General features: G+C 34.0%; 15 protein-coding genes and 1 pseudogene. 3 read left to right on the top strand and 13 right to left on the bottom strand.

Features of this window, described 5'->3' with window-relative positions; all coding sequences use genetic code 11:
- Window positions 1–98: 98 nt before the first annotated feature.
- The 4 genes from DW1_RS07320 to DW1_RS07305 all read right to left on the bottom strand — a co-directional run bounded on the left by DW1_RS07320 (window position 99) and on the right by DW1_RS07305 (window position 3,248).
- Window positions 99–479 carry a RidA family protein gene (locus DW1_RS07320; protein ID WP_074349958.1) on the bottom strand — a complete coding sequence of 127 codons (381 nt, stop codon included), beginning with the start codon at window positions 477–479 and terminating at the stop codon, window positions 99–101.
- A 172-nt stretch (window positions 480–651) separates the two neighbouring features.
- Window positions 652–1,827 carry an NAD(P)-dependent malic enzyme gene (locus tag DW1_RS07315; RefSeq protein WP_074349957.1) on the bottom strand — a complete coding sequence of 392 codons (1,176 nt, stop codon included), beginning with the start codon at window positions 1,825–1,827 and terminating at the stop codon, window positions 652–654.
- Window positions 1,828–1,842: 15 nt separating this feature from the next.
- The gene (locus DW1_RS07310) at window positions 1,843–2,379 is read right to left on the bottom strand and encodes a Fe-S-containing hydro-lyase (RefSeq protein WP_074349956.1); all 537 of its coding nucleotides are present in this window, start codon (window positions 2,377–2,379) and stop codon (window positions 1,843–1,845) included.
- A gap of 26 nt (window positions 2,380–2,405) precedes the next feature.
- Complete coding sequence (locus DW1_RS07305) at window positions 2,406–3,248, bottom strand: fumarate hydratase (protein WP_074349955.1); 843 nt, start codon at window positions 3,246–3,248, stop codon at window positions 2,406–2,408.
- Window positions 3,249–3,721: 473 nt separating this feature from the next.
- On the opposite strand from DW1_RS07305, the gene DW1_RS07300 reads away from it, so the two are divergent.
- A complete protein-coding gene (locus tag DW1_RS07300) occupies window positions 3,722–5,170 on the top strand; it encodes an aspartate ammonia-lyase (protein ID WP_074349954.1) in 1,449 nt (482 codons plus the stop codon).
- 71 nt (window positions 5,171–5,241) lie between these two features.
- Here the strand turns inward: DW1_RS07300 and DW1_RS07295 are convergent, their stop codons facing one another.
- The 4 genes from DW1_RS07295 to DW1_RS07270 all read right to left on the bottom strand — a co-directional run bounded on the left by DW1_RS07295 (window position 5,242) and on the right by DW1_RS07270 (window position 10,353).
- The gene (locus tag DW1_RS07295) at window positions 5,242–5,865 is read right to left on the bottom strand and encodes a DUF47 domain-containing protein (protein WP_074349953.1); all 624 of its coding nucleotides are present in this window, start codon (window positions 5,863–5,865) and stop codon (window positions 5,242–5,244) included.
- Window positions 5,866–5,894: 29 nt separating this feature from the next.
- A complete protein-coding gene (locus tag DW1_RS07290) occupies window positions 5,895–6,947 on the bottom strand; it encodes an inorganic phosphate transporter (RefSeq protein WP_074349952.1) in 1,053 nt (350 codons plus the stop codon).
- Window positions 6,948–7,795: 848 nt separating this feature from the next.
- Complete coding sequence (locus DW1_RS07280) at window positions 7,796–8,398, bottom strand: hypothetical protein (protein ID WP_074349950.1); 603 nt, start codon at window positions 8,396–8,398, stop codon at window positions 7,796–7,798.
- A gap of 668 nt (window positions 8,399–9,066) precedes the next feature.
- Complete coding sequence (locus DW1_RS07270; protein ID WP_074349949.1) at window positions 9,067–10,353, bottom strand: glycoside hydrolase family 18 protein; 1,287 nt, start codon at window positions 10,351–10,353, stop codon at window positions 9,067–9,069.
- A gap of 512 nt (window positions 10,354–10,865) precedes the next feature.
- Here DW1_RS07270 and DW1_RS07265 point away from each other — a divergent pair.
- Complete coding sequence (locus DW1_RS07265) at window positions 10,866–11,441, top strand: hypothetical protein (RefSeq protein WP_074349948.1); 576 nt, start codon at window positions 10,866–10,868, stop codon at window positions 11,439–11,441.
- Window positions 11,442–11,534: 93 nt separating this feature from the next.
- On the opposite strand, the pseudogene DW1_RS07260 reads toward DW1_RS07265, so the two are convergent.
- A pseudogene (locus DW1_RS07260) lies at window positions 11,535–11,693 on the bottom strand ((2Fe-2S)-binding protein); the annotation flags it as partial.
- Window positions 11,694–12,037: 344 nt separating this feature from the next.
- Between DW1_RS07260 and DW1_RS07255 the strand changes: the two are divergent.
- Complete coding sequence (locus DW1_RS07255; RefSeq protein ID WP_074349946.1) at window positions 12,038–12,721, top strand: MBL fold metallo-hydrolase; 684 nt, start codon at window positions 12,038–12,040, stop codon at window positions 12,719–12,721.
- A gap of 95 nt (window positions 12,722–12,816) precedes the next feature.
- Here DW1_RS07255 and DW1_RS07250 read toward each other — a convergent pair whose 3' ends face one another.
- From DW1_RS07250 to thiD, 4 genes are all read right to left on the bottom strand, one after another.
- Complete coding sequence (locus DW1_RS07250; RefSeq protein WP_074349945.1) at window positions 12,817–13,539, bottom strand: DUF5714 domain-containing protein; 723 nt, start codon at window positions 13,537–13,539, stop codon at window positions 12,817–12,819.
- Between the two features lie 594 nt (window positions 13,540–14,133).
- Window positions 14,134–14,790 carry an HAD family hydrolase gene (locus DW1_RS07245; RefSeq protein WP_074349944.1) on the bottom strand — a complete coding sequence of 219 codons (657 nt, stop codon included), beginning with the start codon at window positions 14,788–14,790 and terminating at the stop codon, window positions 14,134–14,136.
- Complete coding sequence (gene thiE, locus DW1_RS07240; RefSeq protein ID WP_200800486.1) at window positions 14,780–15,430, bottom strand: thiamine phosphate synthase; 651 nt, start codon at window positions 15,428–15,430, stop codon at window positions 14,780–14,782. The genes DW1_RS07245 and thiE overlap by 11 nt, the downstream gene beginning before the upstream one ends.
- Window positions 15,431–15,444: 14 nt before the next feature.
- On the bottom strand, window positions 15,445–16,245 hold the full coding sequence (thiD, locus tag DW1_RS07235) for a bifunctional hydroxymethylpyrimidine kinase/phosphomethylpyrimidine kinase (RefSeq protein ID WP_074349943.1): 801 nt from the start codon (window positions 16,243–16,245) through the stop codon (window positions 15,445–15,447).
- Window positions 16,246–16,347: the final 102 nt, after the last annotated feature.

Here is a 16,347-nt window from a genome sequence, read left to right as displayed (position 1 = left end):
CACTATAAAATAGTCAATTCTTCAGCCTACAGTTCTATCTCTTGCTTCTCTCGTATAGTACCACCATGAATATATCTGCTTTGTCTGTATAAAAATATCTACTTTTTCCTAGCAATCATTTCTATTTCAACCTGTGCTCCTAATGGCAACGACGCAACTCCTATTGTAGTTCTTGCAGGATATGGGCTTGAAAATTGTCTTTCATATACCTGGTTCATTGCAGAAAAGTTATCCATATTTGTAAGAAATACATTTACCTTAACCACATCATCAGGGGTAAGCCCTGCAGCTTCAAGTACGCTAAACAGATTTTTAAAGCACTGCTCAGTTTGCTCCGTAATACTACCTTCTACGAGCTTGCCTGTATTTGAGTCTATAGGAGTTTGTCCTGAAAAATAAACTGTATCTCCTGATTCTACTGCATGTGAGTATGGACCAACGGCTACTGCATCCTTAGCATTAAATGCTTTCCGTGACATAAAAATCTTCCTCCCTTTTAACTTATAGTATCTGCCTCTTAGCATGTATTTTATAATAATTTCTTTCAGCAAAAATTACATTTATGAACAATTTTATTCTCTTCTATATAGAGAACTATAACATAAAAGCCCTGATTAGGCTTTCAGTCTAGTCAAGGCTTTCTCTGTAAAACTATATTCTAGCTACACCATCTTCAATAGCTGCTTTCTTAACTGCTTCTGCAACTGCCACAGCTACTTCCTTATTAAATGGGCTTGGTATTATCATATCTACGCTTAGCTCATCTTCTTTAACTACATTTGCAATTCCATATGCTGCTTGAATTTTCATATTCTCAGTTATTCTACTAGCCCTTACATCTAAAGCACCTCTGAATATACCTGGGAATGCTAGAACATTATTTATTTGATTAGCAAAATCAGATCTTCCTGTTCCTACTATAAAGGCTCCTGCTTCCTTAGCATCATCTGGCATAATCTCTGGTATCGGATTTGCCATAGCAAAAATCATTGGTTTGTCGCCCATTGTTCTAACCATGTCTTTAGTTAAGCAGTTAGCTGAAGACACCCCAATAAAAACATTCTTACCAACTATAACATCCTTTAATTCACCATTTTGTGAACTTCTGTTTGTTATTTCAGCCATTTCCTTTTTAATTGGATTTAAGTCCTGCCTATCTTTAGATATGGCTCCTTTTGTATCACATAGGATTACATCCTTTACACCAGCACTTAGTAGAAGTTTTGCTATTGCAACACCTGCTGCCCCAGCTCCATTTATTACAACTTCTAAGTCTTTAAATTTTTTTTCTGCTAATTTTAATCCATTTATAAGTCCTGCTAATACTACTATAGCAGTTCCATGCTGATCATCATGGAAAACTGGTATATCTAGCTCTTCATCTAATCTTCTTTCTATTTCAAAGCATTTTGGTGCAGCTATGTCTTCTAAATTTATACCTCCAAACACAGGCTCTAATAGTTTTACTGTTCTAATTATTTCTTCTATGTCTGTAGTATTTAAACATATAGGAAATGCATCTACATCTGCATAATTTTTAAATAATATTGACTTCCCTTCCATTACTGGAATAGCACCATATGGTCCTATATCTCCTAATCCCAACACTGCTGTACCATCACTTACTACAGCAACTGAATTCCCTTTAAATGTATATTCATATACCTTGTCTTTACACTTCGCTATTTCTTTACATGGCTGAGCTACCCCTGGTGTATATGCCATAGATAAATCATCTTTATTTTCAACTTTAACCTTACTTTTAATACTAACTTTACCTTTGTTTTCTCTATGCATTTGTAATGACAATTCATTATAATCTTTCATGAACCTTATCCTCTCCTATTTGTTATTTTCATATAGATTGTTTCCGTAAGTATCTATACATACTATTAAAGGCATATTTTCCACTCTTAATTTTCTGATGGCCTCTGTACCTAAATCATCATAGGCTACTACTTCTGATTCCTTAACAGAGCTTGCTATTAAAGCACCTGCACCACCTACTGCTGCAAAGTATACTGCTCCATACTTTTTCATGCCTTCAATAACTTCATCACTTCTTAATCCCTTTCCAATCATGCCCGATAATCCTAGTTCTAGTAGGGGAACAGTCATACTATCCATTCTATAGCTAGTTGTAGGACCAGCAGCACCTATAACCTTTCCAGGCTTTGCAGGAGTCGGGCCAACATAAAAAATCACTGCATCTTTTATATCAAATGGAAGTTCTTCCTTGTTTTTTATTGTTTCCATTAAGCGTTTATGAGCAGCGTCCCTTCCTGTATAAATTGTACCTGTTAGAGAGACTACATCACCAGCTCTAAGTTCTCCTAACACATCCTTAGTTAGTGGAGTGTTTATCGATTTTATAGTCATTTTTTTCACCTCTAGTCTAAATATAATTATAAAACTATGGTACTATGTCTAGAAGAATGGCAGTTAATATTTACTGCTACTGGAAGCCCAGCAATATGTGTAGGATAGGACTCAATATGCACGTCTAATGCAGTAGTAACTCCTCCTAAACCCTGCGGACCTATTCCTAATGTATTTATTTTCTCTAGTAGTCTTTCTTCTAGTCTTGCAAGATGTTCTAACTTGTTCCTAGATCCAATCGGCCTAATTAATGAATATTTTGCTAAATTAGCAGCCTTATCCATAGTACCTCCTATGCCTACCCCTACTATAATAGGTGGACAAGGATTTGGTCCTGCATCTTTAACTGCCTTTATTACAAAATCAAATACTCCTTCTTCTCCATCTGAAGGCTTGAGCATTTTAACTTGACTCATGTTCTCACTGCCAAAGCCCTTGAACATAAGCTCTATTTTAACTTTATCTCCTGGCACTATATTGTAGTAAATAACTGCTGGCGAATTATTTTTAGTATTATTTCTAAGAAGTGGATCATCTACAACTGATTTTCTTAAGTAACCATCTCTATAACCATCAATTACACCTTTATTTATGGCATCAGTTACATTTCCATTTACAAAATGAACTTCTTGTCCAACCTCTACAAAGGCTACCACCATTCCTGTATCCTGACATAAAGGTATAGCCTCTTCCTTGGCTACTTCTGCATTCTTAATTAACATATCCAATATCATATTTCCAACGGTGGAGCTTTCTTTTTCTTTAGCCTCTTTAAAAGCATTCATTATGTCTTCTTCTATGAAAATATTAGAAGATATACATTTCTCTGCTACTAGCTTTTGTATGATATTTACATCTATTTCTCGCAATATTGTCACCTCATTTTGATTTTATATGCTACGATTCACTCATATTCATGTTCCTATATTCTATGAGTAAGTTCAAAATCCTTCTTTATCGACAAAAAAGATTGTTTTCTAGGATAGACTATCTGTTATTAATCCAATAATCAACCTAGTTTCTTTACAATTTGAACAAAACGTAATTTATTAAATATTCTTTATATTTCAACGATTAGTAGATGTTGCCATGAAATGAACATCAGTAAGATTTTTTTAAGACATAGTTCGACATCTAGTTGATTATTTTATTAAAAAGGGCTATAATTGGTTTGCATGTGATATTTGTTGTTTTTTTAAACTACATGAGTAAAAAGTTAAAGCCTTATAATTTTAAGTTCAGGTAGAGTATTCTCGGTCTGGACGTTTAGTCATGTTGTTTTAAACTAATATCTATTATCTAAGTTTCAATACAATAATCATCCATAAGGGGGATAAATAATATGAGTATAACAGACAGTTTCACCAATTTTAGAGAAGAAAGCGATTCTATAGGTACGAAACAAGTTCCTATAGATGCATATTACGGTGTCCAAACCTTAAGAGCAGCTGAGAACTTTAATATAACTGGTACTAGAATGCATGAAGAATTCATAAATAGTCTTGCTCTTGTAAAAAAAGCATCTGCAATAACAAATAGAGAAGTTGGATTGCTAACTAAAAAGATTGAAAGTGCAATTGTTCAAGCATGCGATGAAATACTTGTAGGAAATCTTCATGATGAGTTTATTGTTGACCCTATTCAAGGTGGAGCAGGTACTTCTGCTAATATGAATATAAATGAGGTTGTTGCTAACAGAGCTAACGAAATGTTAGGTGGAGAAAAAGGAGCATATGATTTTGTTCATCCAAATGACCATGTGAATATGGGACAATCTACAAACGATGTTATTCCTACTGCAGGTAAAATTACTATTTTAAAGCTACTTCCTAAGGTTATTAGAGAGTTAGAAAAGTTACATGCTGCACTTTTAGAAAAATCATTAGAATTTAATGACGTAATTAAAATGGGAAGAACCCAAATGCAAGATGCTGTACCTATTAGATTAGGTCAAGAATTTAAAGCTTATAGTTCTGTAATAAAAAGAGATATAGCTAGAATTACTAAGGTTCAAGAAGAACTTAAAGTTGTAAATATGGGTGGAACTGCAATAGGTACAGGTGTAAATGCTGATGATGAGTATTTTGACAGAGTAGTACCTAACCTTAGTTTAGTCACTGGCTTTGATTTTCACCAAGCAGAAGACTTAGTAGATTCAACACAAAACTTAGATTGCTTTGTATCTGTTTCCTCTGCTATTAAAACATGTGCTGTTAGCTTATCTAAAATTTCAAATGACCTTAGGCTTATGTCATCTGGACCAAGAACTGGCTTTGGTGAAATTAATCTTCCACCAAAACAAAATGGTTCTTCCATAATGCCAGGCAAGGTTAATCCTGTTATTCCAGAGGTTATGAGTCAAGTAGCATTTAAGATTATAGGTAATGACGTTGCAATAACTATGGCTGCAGAAGCAGGACAATTAGAGTTAAATGCTTTTGAACCATTAATTTTCTTCAATCTGTTCCAATCTATAGAAATGCTAGCTAACGGAATAAACACACTCACTGAAAATTGTATTAAGGGAATTACTGCAAACAAGGAAAGATGTAGAGACTTAGTTGAAAATAGTATTGGAATTGTCACTGCTATTTGTCCACATATAGGATATAAAAAAGCTGCAGAAATTGCAAAATTAGCAATGAGTACTGGTAAACCTATAAGAAATATTATATTAGAAAATAATATTTTAAATGAATCAGAGCTAGATGCTGTATTAGACCCAATACATATGACAGAGCCAGGAATATCAGCAAAATTCTTAATGGAAAATAAAAAAATCGACCTATAATATTTTATATGGAATATAAAAAGCACAGAGTACAAGATTATTATCGTCTATACTCTGTGCTTTTAAATATATTATGAATTCTTCATTATCACACTTTCTACTACACTAGAAACATTTTCGCATACATCGCAACATTTTTCTAAATAGTTGTAGATTTTATCCCATGCTGTAATTTCTAAAACATCCTTGCATGTTACATACAGATTTCTTATTGCTTCCATAAACAGTTTGTCTGCTTCTTCCTCAAAATTATTGATTTCCACAACTAGATTATGTAATGTCTGAGACTTTCTGAAATTATGGAACTCACTCAACATTTGTTTAAGAGCATCACAACACTTTACAACGATTTCTGTCATCCTCAATGCATCTTCGCGCACATATGAAACATTATACATATACATACACATTAAAACATCTTCAATAGTATCTGTTACTTCATCTATAGAATCTGCCATAGCCATAATATCCTCACGCTCTATTGGAGTGATGAACTCTTTTGCAAGCCTTTTTATCATCACATGCCTAGCTTCATCTCCACTATGTTCTATAGTATGCATTTCTTTCATTCTTTGCTGTAGCTCATCTGCTTTAAAGTTGTTTACGATTTCGTTTAATAAATTTGCAGCTTGACAAGAATACTCTGCTAATTCCACAAAAGTATCAAAATAATTAACATCCTTTTTACGAGCCATATTCTACCTCTTTTCATTAATATTTTATATTAAAATATTCTCATAAATAGCATAGCCATGAAAAAGCCTATTAGTCCGCATCCTGGGAAGGTTAATATCCATGCTAACACCATTTCACCTACTATACCCCAGTTTACAGATGATACACGCTTTGCAGCACCTACTCCCATAATAGCTGTTGTCTTTGTATGAGTTGTGCTAACAGGTAGCCCGAAAATTGATGCTGTGAACAAAGAAATAACTGCTGCTAAATCAGCAGAAAAGCCTTGGTATGTGCTAAGCTTAACCATATCCATACCCACTGCCTTAATAATACGATAACCACCTATGGAAGTACCTAAAGCCATTACTGCAGAGCAAAGAATAATCAACCAGATTGGAATAACAAACTCTATCACCGATGCTTGCCCTTGAGCTAAAAATGCACTTAGCATAAATACTCCCATGAATTTCTGTCCATCCTGTGCTCCATGCATAAATGCCATGCCTGCACTAGCCATAATCTGAGCATTTTTGAAGAATGAAAAAGTTTTTCTTCTATCAAAGCTCTTAAAAATTAACTCAATTGCTTTTACAACTAAAGCACCTAGTACGAAACCCATCAAAGTTGAAAGCACTATTCCATAAAGGACCTTAATCCATTCATCAGGATTAATTCCGCTTATTCCTCCTTGAAGTGCAATAGCTGCACCAGATATGCCAGCAATCAATGCATGACTCTCACTAGTTGGAATTCCAAACCACCAAGCTGCTGTAGCCCATAGCACAATGGCAAAAAGTGCAGCACAAAGTGCTACTAGTGCATCATAAGGGTCTCCTCCAAAGTCAACCATCTTATAAATAGTCTGTGCTACTGTCGCATTAAACATTGTCATAAATAAAACACCAAGAAAGTTAAAGACAGCTGCCAATATAATAGCTCCACGTGGAGTCATGGAACGTGTAGATACACAGGTAGCAATAGCATTTGGAGCATCTGTCCAACCATTAACTAATATAACTCCTAAGGTTAATAAGGTTGTAATTATAAGGGTTGGATTAGAAATAAGTTGATTTAGATAATCTACAAGTGTAACAGTCATTTTACACCTCTTTTCTTGTGATTTTTCTCATTTTCTTTGATAATAAATCTATAATGACCACATTTATCATAGCATTTATTTATCGAATATTCAATTACAGTTTTTATAACTAAGTATGATAACCTCACAATGAACGGTGGATTATCTTTTAAATTGAATAGTTTACTACTGCCAAAAACAAGGATTCAATCTCCATCCATTCCATCATCTGAAATGTCTTCAAAGAGTATTTTATCTATACATCATTAGTTAAATTTTCATATTTAATTTCAGATACTTTCATTCTCCACATCATTGTCCTCATTTAACACCCCCAATTTGTGACGTCCATGAATCGGACCCTATAGCTAGACCTCTTGGCAGTGCTTGGCTCCTGGTGAAGGGTTGTGGTTCAGAATCAACATAAGCAGTGTTAGGCAACTGCCTAACTATTTCCTTAGATATTGTGGTTTTTCCTATCCCGTTGGGTCCACATAAAAACAATAGATTTTTCATACAATTTCCTTCCTCAGAATATTATGTTGGTAATCCTAGCATAATAAAGCTCCTTTCTTAACAGAAACCCACGGTAGCCGTTCCCTAGCAGTATGTTAAATAGGAATAATAATATCATCTAAGATCCCATATTTGCGACGTCCCTGAGCTGGATCTCAGAAACATTCCCCAAAGTGGAGCTTTGCTCTCGATAAAGGAATGTGGTACACATCGCCCTAGGGCTCAGTCCGACTGCATCCTTGCGAAAATATATTGTTAGGCAATCGTACTGAGGCAACAGACTTTTTCTTACCTATAGAATATTCCAATACATATATATGCTACCGCAAAAATAATCCCTACGAACATCATAATTAGACCATGTTTTTTTCTTTCTGCTTAACTTTATCAATAATAGCTTTATCTCTTAACTCTTCAGATGCTGTGTCAATATCAGTAATTAACTTTTTATTTTTTAATTTTCTAAACTTCTTAATATCAATTTTATAGCAATCTCCATTCTTAGACTCATACAGTAAAATTTCTCCCTCAGAGTCTAAAATGGTATACTGAATCCCTTCATTTACCCAACCAAAAAAATCTTTTTTATCAAAACTTATATCGTTTTTCTTGAAAATTGACTCAATAGTATTTATGATTTGTTCCAAAGAACATGAATAAATTAAAAACCTAGCATTTGTATGCAAATCTGCTTTGATAAACACTATACAAAATAATATTATTGATATAGTTGTTATAAAAATTATCCAATAAAAAGTGGATACATACTCCCATTTAAAATAGCCGTGCAATATATCTTCAAAAAGAAGCAAAAATAATTGACAACAGATAATGTATCCAGCAGCTTCTATTGTCCTAGAAATCAAGTCTCTATTACTAGATAACTTTTTACTCTCCCTTATTAGCATGTATCCCATTCCTATCATAACTAATGAAAGGAAATACCTTACAATCATAATCTATTCTCCCCTTTCGATATGTCTCCTAACGTTCTCGTATTTGCGACATCCTTAAGCTGGACTCCGAAGATAGACCTCCTGAGGGATCTTTGCTCCCAGCGAAGGGATGTGGTGCACATTGCCCTAGTTTTCCTCTTTCTATTCTTATTGAGATATATTTCACACTCATTTCTTAACCTTTTTAGAAGCATTGAGATTATTCCAAATCAAATGTCACCTATATATATTCATTGTATCAAAATTTTCCCATAGAAGACAATCCTTGTTTCTTTAATTAGATGAACTATATTACCTTGTACTTAAAGAATATAAGTATAAAAAAATAAGCCACAAAAAACTGTGACTTGTTTTTTATCCTTTACTTTTATTAGTCTAAAGAAATCTTCTCTTTCTTTTTCTTCAAATACTTCTTCAATGTACTTAATAATTTTAGTGTACCTTGGAATCTACATTTTTTCTAATGCATTAGCTCTTTTCTGGGTTTTATTAATTTCTATAGCTAATTATTTCACTTAATTCATATATTATCTTTCTTATTTCTGTAAAAGTCGATACTGCTCTATTAAAAGCAAAATTAGTACTGAAAAAACACATTCTGTAAAAATGAAATATCTTCATATTTTATATAAGGTATTTATCTACCCGTAACAAACTTAAACTGTAGATTAACGTTTCACTATAACGAAATTATCTCTTAACAATAACCAGTTTTGTGGGAAGCTAAGTCCTAATTTCCAATAACTAATTCCTCTAAGCCCCAATTCTGTTATCAAATCAAATTTAGCTTGAATGGACCTAGCATCTTCAAACCATACCTCATGCTCTCTTCCGTTAGCATCAGTATAATTAAAAAATGGTGCTTGTGCAGTATAATCATATTTAATAGGCACGTTATTTACTCTCGCTATATCAATAGCCTGTTGTGGACTTATAGCCCTAGCAAATTGTCCTCCCGGAACAAAAGGTAATGTCCAGTCATATCCATAAAGATTTTGTCCAAGCATTATTTTACTAGCTGGCATTTCAGATAAAGCATATTCTACAACACTTCTAACAGGTCCAATAGGTGATACTGCCATTGGAGGACCGCCACTGTATCCCCACTCATATGTCATTAGTACTACAAAATCTACAATCTCACCATGAGCTCTATAATCATGTGCCTCATACCAAGCGCCTACTTGCTGTGCACTAGTTTTCGGTGCCAGTGCTGTTGATATTAAAAATCCTTCACGTGAAAGTCTTTCTTTTGCTTTTCTTAAAAACCTGTTATAATCTTCTCTATTTTCAGGAGGCAAAAACTCCATATCAAAATGAATGTCTCTAAACCCTACTTCATTTGCAGTATTAACTATATTATTTAGTAGATTATTTTGTACATCTTCATTGGTTAAAATTATCCTTCCTAGTTCATCACTAAAGCGTCCTCCTTCTAGATTTGTTACTACCATCATCAAGGTAGCTCCATTTGCTTGTGCAATTTGAGGAAAATTATTTAATGGCGGAGCTTGCAAGGTTCCATCTCTTTGAATTTGGTAGCTAAAAGGAGCTAAAAAAGTTAAAAAAGGAGCTGCTTCTCTAGCAGACTGTTCTAGATTAGGGCTCACTGTTCCACCAATTGGTTCTACATAGGCATTAGTCTCTGCTCTTCTTCTTATCCGTGGCGGAATATATAGCCTTAATCCAATTTGAAGAGGTTGATCTACTGAAATATTATTTACCCTTGCAAGGGTTTGATATGATATCCCAAATCTTCTTGCAATGCTGAAAAGACTATCTCCAGGTTGAACCCAGTAAAAGCTACCAACAATAGGAATCACCAAAGCCTGCCCTACTACTAGTTGATCTGGATTGCTTATTTCATTAGATATGATAATCTCTTGAGGTGTTGTGTTATATGCTTGAGCTATACCAAATATGGTTTGTCCTGCTTGTACTACATGTATTTGCATGTTCCATACTCCCTTCATACTGAAGTGTTTGTAATATTATATGTTTTCATTGATTTAATGTTGATTATCATAGTAAAGGTAATTCTGTTTATTACTTAATAAGTGTTTGCTTATGTACAACAGCAAAAGCCTAAAATAGAATCTTAATCTATTCTAGGCTTCAAAAAAACTGAAAATCACACCAAAATACACTGTTTATTTAGCTATCTCTAAAGTTTATTATATGAAACTCCCTTTGCCTTTGGTGCCCTTGGTTTCTTTGAAGTAAATGCAAGTGCTATTATAGTTACTATATAGGGCAATCATTTTATAATAGGTCTGATGAATCCTAAATCATTAAAAAATGATATGTTACATTTACATCACCTGTGCAATTCCTTCTTAACTTAATATAGTCAACCAATGTTCTTTTTTCTTTTAAACTTTACTTACAAATCATTAGCATTTAGGTGTCATGGTATATTACAATCACATATCATATAGTGAGATTAAGTAAAGGAGGTAGTATATTAATGTATCCTTATTATAATTATCCTTATCATCCTGATTATTATAATGGGTATGAGCATACACCAGAATACTCACAAACAGATATGCAATACTCATTTTATTCTCCAAGTGTAAATCAGCTTCAGCCAATATTAAGTAATAGACCCGAGGTAATCAGAATTACAGTATTTAAAGAGCTTACCGGTTTCCCAAACTATGGTAATCCAAGTGGTAATGCAGATATACTCTACACTGGAAATACAGGTCGTTGGACTTTTTCGATACAACCATTTTTGCTTGTACCTGGTAATTTTAGAGCTCAGCTAGTAATACGTGCTGTATTAGATGACCATTCTGCAGTACCTGAACGTAATTACTCTGCTACAATATCAATAAATGGTTCTGTTGTTCATAGAGGACGTCTACAGCTACCACATGGACGCCCTGCTGGACAGATGTTTACAAATTGGAGAGAATTGACCTTTAACATTCCTAGATTAGCAAGAAATAACACTGTACAGATCGTAAACACTTCAAATACAGGCGAAAGTGACTGGATAGGGTTTGATTGGATGGAAATAAGGTTGATTCCTAGATAATTATTGAATAAAAAGTCTTGATTAGGCACTATGTCTAATCAAGACTTTTAAAATAGTCTAGTAACTCGGATTTTTGAACTCTATTTACACCACTATTATTTCAATAACTCTCGATTTACAAAAATCTCCTTGACACCATCCCATAGTTGCCCTAGTCCTTCGTTTTACACCATCAACAGTCTTGACTTTTATTCCTCTGTGTAATGCGTCAACTATTTCTTCTTCAAGTATCTGTTCGCATCTGCATACTATCCTTCCTTTAGAACCTAATGGAAGTTCAGCTAAGTGTTTAATTTCCTTAAATGGCTTCATCCTTTGAAATAACTATCGCCTCACCTAATGGAGCAGGAAACAGCCTTTGAAAATCCTCATTTCTTAAATCTCATGTATTAATAACCTCATTCTCCACTTCTCCCTTAACATATGATAGCTAATTAGTTTGAATTATGACTTTAACCTTATTCTATATGAAAATACTTGCAAAATGAATATTTATTTACATATAATTTCTCATATTGTACGATACTTGTAGATATTTTGAATATTGTATTTTTTAAGTTATAATTTACTTATAATATTAATCGGAGGTGATATTTATGAAAATCGAGTATATTTATCATAGTGGTTTTTCTGTTGAAACTGATGATTACTTTCTAGTTTTTGATTATTATAAAGGCAATATTAATTTAAGCAATAAAAAAAACATTATCTTTTCAAGTCACGGACATGATGACCACTTTAATCCAGAAATCTTTCAATGGTCTAAAAGACAACCAGATATCTCATACATCTTAAGTAGTGATATTAAAGCCAAGTCTTCTCTCAATACTTATATAATGAACCCATACGAATTGCTAAATATACATGGTATAACTATTAAGTCCTTTGGCTCGACGGACCTAGGGTTATCTTTTTTAGTCAAAGTTGATAGTAAGACTATTTTCTTTGCAGGTGATTTGAACTGGTGGCATTGGGATGATGATAGCGAAGATGAAAAGCTACTTATGGAAAAATCCTTTAAGGATGAAATAAGTAAAATTAAAGGTGAAAGTATTGATATAGCATTTTTTCCAGTTGATCCTCGTCTTAAAGACAGCTTTTATATTGGAGGAGAATATTTCATTAAGGAATTAAACCCGAAGGTTTTTATTCCGATGCATTTTGGAGACAACTTCGAAACTACTACATATTTTAAGCAAAAAGTAAGTTACTCTTCATCTCAAGTTATAGAAATATATAAAAGAAACCAAATAATCGAGTTTACAGAAAAAACTAATTGATATAAGTCACTACTTAGAAACTATATATTTAAAAAAAGAAAAGCTTCTATTTAATATTGAACATTTTAGAAGCTTTTCTTGTTAGTCATATTGTTTTACTCATAGTAAGGACATTCACCCTTTAAACACTCTCTATTTCTTAATCTAAAACTGCAAATAGGAGAATACTTTTCATAATCATAGAGCTTTATCTTAAAATGTTCATCTGTAAATTTTGCTGCTTCTTTTATAGAGGCAAATACATTCCTTTTACAGCATCTAGGACCGCCTATCTTTGCCAATGATATTAAAGTAGTACCTGTCATTAGATTAGCTAGACCCCAGCTTTCTTTTGTTAATGGAGTTGCCTCTAAAATAATACTCATATATATACCAGTACCTACTGCTGCTCCACAATTACCGTAAAATCCACAAAATCCCCCTTTAATATCTTTAGCTCTTATCTTAGCTATTGCAAGTTTTCTTGTTTTCATATCTTTTTTATCTATTATATTATAATAAGATGTTAAAAGAACAGCTGGTACAAGAAAATGATGCTCTGGTCCATGCATATTTATCGATGGATTTTTCATTAACTCAGTTGCCATTTCAATAGGATTTGTCTTATTTGTTTCTCTACAATAGTTCTCTATCAAATCAATAGAATCTATTGAATGACATATATCACAAATATAATGCCCATCTAAACAAGTAACATTAGATTTAAATGTTTTATGGCAATATACACATTCTACTTCTTTATAATATTCAAAATACATTAATTCTTTGCCACATATCATGCAATCATTCCTATGTTTCGTCTTATTTACTTTTTCCATATCATTCAATCACCTTTCTATCTCATAGTAAACAAATTTCAAAATAACTTAAATAGCATTATTCTAAGTATTAACTGTAGATTGAAACTTGAAGTTATGGTTTCTTATTATCCTATTTTATTCCTAATTACTTTATTTTGCAGTCAAAAAAACTACAGTAATCCCGGACCAATTTCAGCTATACCTCGATTATATATTAAAGGGATATAATGTTCAAGTTACCCTAATATAGTCCAAGTCAATTACATCTTAAATTTCTCTGTTTGCAGCAGGAGAAACTCACTCATATTTAGAACATCTTAGAGCTCTGGACGAGGTAATTGTAGAAGAAAAAAATTGTGTTTTGTATTATTCTATGAAAGAGTTGAGTTACATATGAAATCTACTGTATTATAAAAGTCTTGACTAGAAAAAATCTAATCAAGACTTTTATGTCTTGTTAACATTCCAAGTTGATCCAAAGTATGCAATTACATCTTTGTTTTTTCATTTTTAACTGCACATCTATTACTTCATCACATTATAATATTAAATCCTTAAACGGTATATCAGAGTGAAAAAGCCATATATCATAGAAATCCCATAGCTCTAACATCATCTCTCCTTTTGAGGCAAAGGCGCATTACGAAAGTCATAAATATAACCATCTGCAATTGCTCTAATTTTCTCCTCATTATGTGCTGAATATTTGTCATATACCCCATATGTAATCATTCCTACTTGTTTGGCGCTTCTAACAGCCGGTAAAACATCTTCAAAAACAATACATTTCTGCGGAGAGACTCCTAATCCATTAGAAACAAACAAAAATATATCAGGGTATTCTTTGCCTCTTTGTACCTGTTCGGTAGAACACAAAAAATCAAACATATTATATATGCCATTATTTATCAGACAGGGCTTGTACAATTCTTCGGGCAATCCAGTTGCAACTGCCAGCTTTATGTGGAGAGCCTTCAATCGCAAAAGATATTCATAAGTATATGGCATTAAACGAACATGGTGAGCATATTCATATGCCGCCATAGCGTTCCATTCTTCAATAATGTCTGGAACAGTTTCATTCAGTTCAAATAGTTCAATTGTGTATTGTGCCGCTTCCTCAAAACTTAGGGCACAGATATCCATTACATAATCAGGATGAACTGGCAGGCCTCGCTTGGATAGAAAAGCAATATCAATTTTTTCCCATACATCCATAGAATTCAGTAAGGTGCCATCCAAATCAAAGATAGCTGCTTCAAAATTCATTGCCACCAGCCCCCCCTTTTTGGAATAAGCGCTTTAATTCCTCGGCGGCAGTTTTTATATCAGGCTGTGAAATAATAGCAGATACTACAGCCAAGCCATCTATACCTGCATCCCGAAAAGAGGTAGCGTTTTCCTTGTTAATACCTCCGATTACAACTATGGGAAGAGATACTGCTTGCCGAATATTCAGCAATTCTTCCATTGAAACAGCTTGTGCATCTGTTTTTGTGCCTGTCGGAAACATGGCTCCCACGCCTAGATAATCAGCTCCATCGCTTTGCGCTTTTAGAGCTTCCTGGACGGTAGAAACTGACACGCCTAAAAGTCTATCTTTGCCAATGATTTTCCGAGCCACCGATGCAGGAATATCACTTTGTCCAAGATGTACCCCTGAAGCGTTTACCGACAAGGCAATATCAATCCGATCGTTGATGATAAGTGGAACTTGATGACTATCCGTAATCTGTTTAATGTCTTTTGCCAATGTAAAAAAGTCTAGGGATCCTATATTCTTTTCTCTTAACTGCACCATTGTACATCCGCCTGCTATTGCTTGTTCAACAGCCTCTTGTAAGGTTTTGGTACTCATCAGACTCCGGTCCGTCACAAGATAAAGTGTATAATCATTTTTCATTTTCATTCGACCTCATTTCTTTATATGCGCAGGCCATGCTGATAAAGCTCATAAAAATGATGTGTTGGACCGTTTCCTTTTCCAATGGCAAGGGAATGTTCAATCGCTGTCGTGACATAAGCCTTTGCCTTTTGAACAGCATCTTTTATCGATAATCCATTTGCAAGCTGCGAAGCTATAGCAGATGAAAAAGTGCATCCTGTACCGTGTGTGTTCTTTGTAGCAATACGTGGAGTTTCAAAATGATATAAATCTTTTCCGTCATATAAAACATCCAATGCGCTGCCAGAAGCGTGCCCCCCCTTTACCACAATAGCTTTACAGCCCATTGCACAGATTTTTTTTGCAGCAGTTTCCATATCTGCCACAGATGTAATTCGCATATTAGCAATTTTTTCGGCTTCAGGGATATTTGGTGTCAACACATCTGCAAGTGGAATAATCACCTTAATTAATGTATCCACTGCGGTAGGTTCCATTAGTGGACAACCATTTTTCGCATACATTACCGGATCAATGACCACATTCGCAGGATGGTATTCTTTAAGCTTTTCAGCAACGGCGTTCATACAGGCCGGAGTAGAAAGCATACCGATTTTTACCCCATCCACCTCAATATCCTCAAATACAGCGTCAATCTGTTTCTTGATCATATCCGGCGTTATATCCTGTATATCTATAACTCTACTCGTATTTTCCGCAACAACAGAAACAATGACACTCATACCAAAAACGCCATGGGCCGAGAATGTCTTTAAATCTGCTTGTATTCCTGCACCACCGCTACAATCAGATCCAGCAATGCTCAAAACTTTTTTCATTATAAAGATTCCTCCTTTATTTTCTTTGAAAAAACAACCAGCCTTGTGCCACTTGTGACGATAATAACACTTTTTTCCTACAAATTCATTGTTCACACCAAT

Source organism: Proteiniborus sp. DW1 (assembly GCF_900095305.1).
In the GTDB taxonomy this organism is placed as follows: Bacteria; Bacillota; Clostridia; order Tissierellales; family Proteiniboraceae; genus Proteiniborus.
This window is presented reverse-complemented; position numbering and strand designations above follow the sequence as displayed.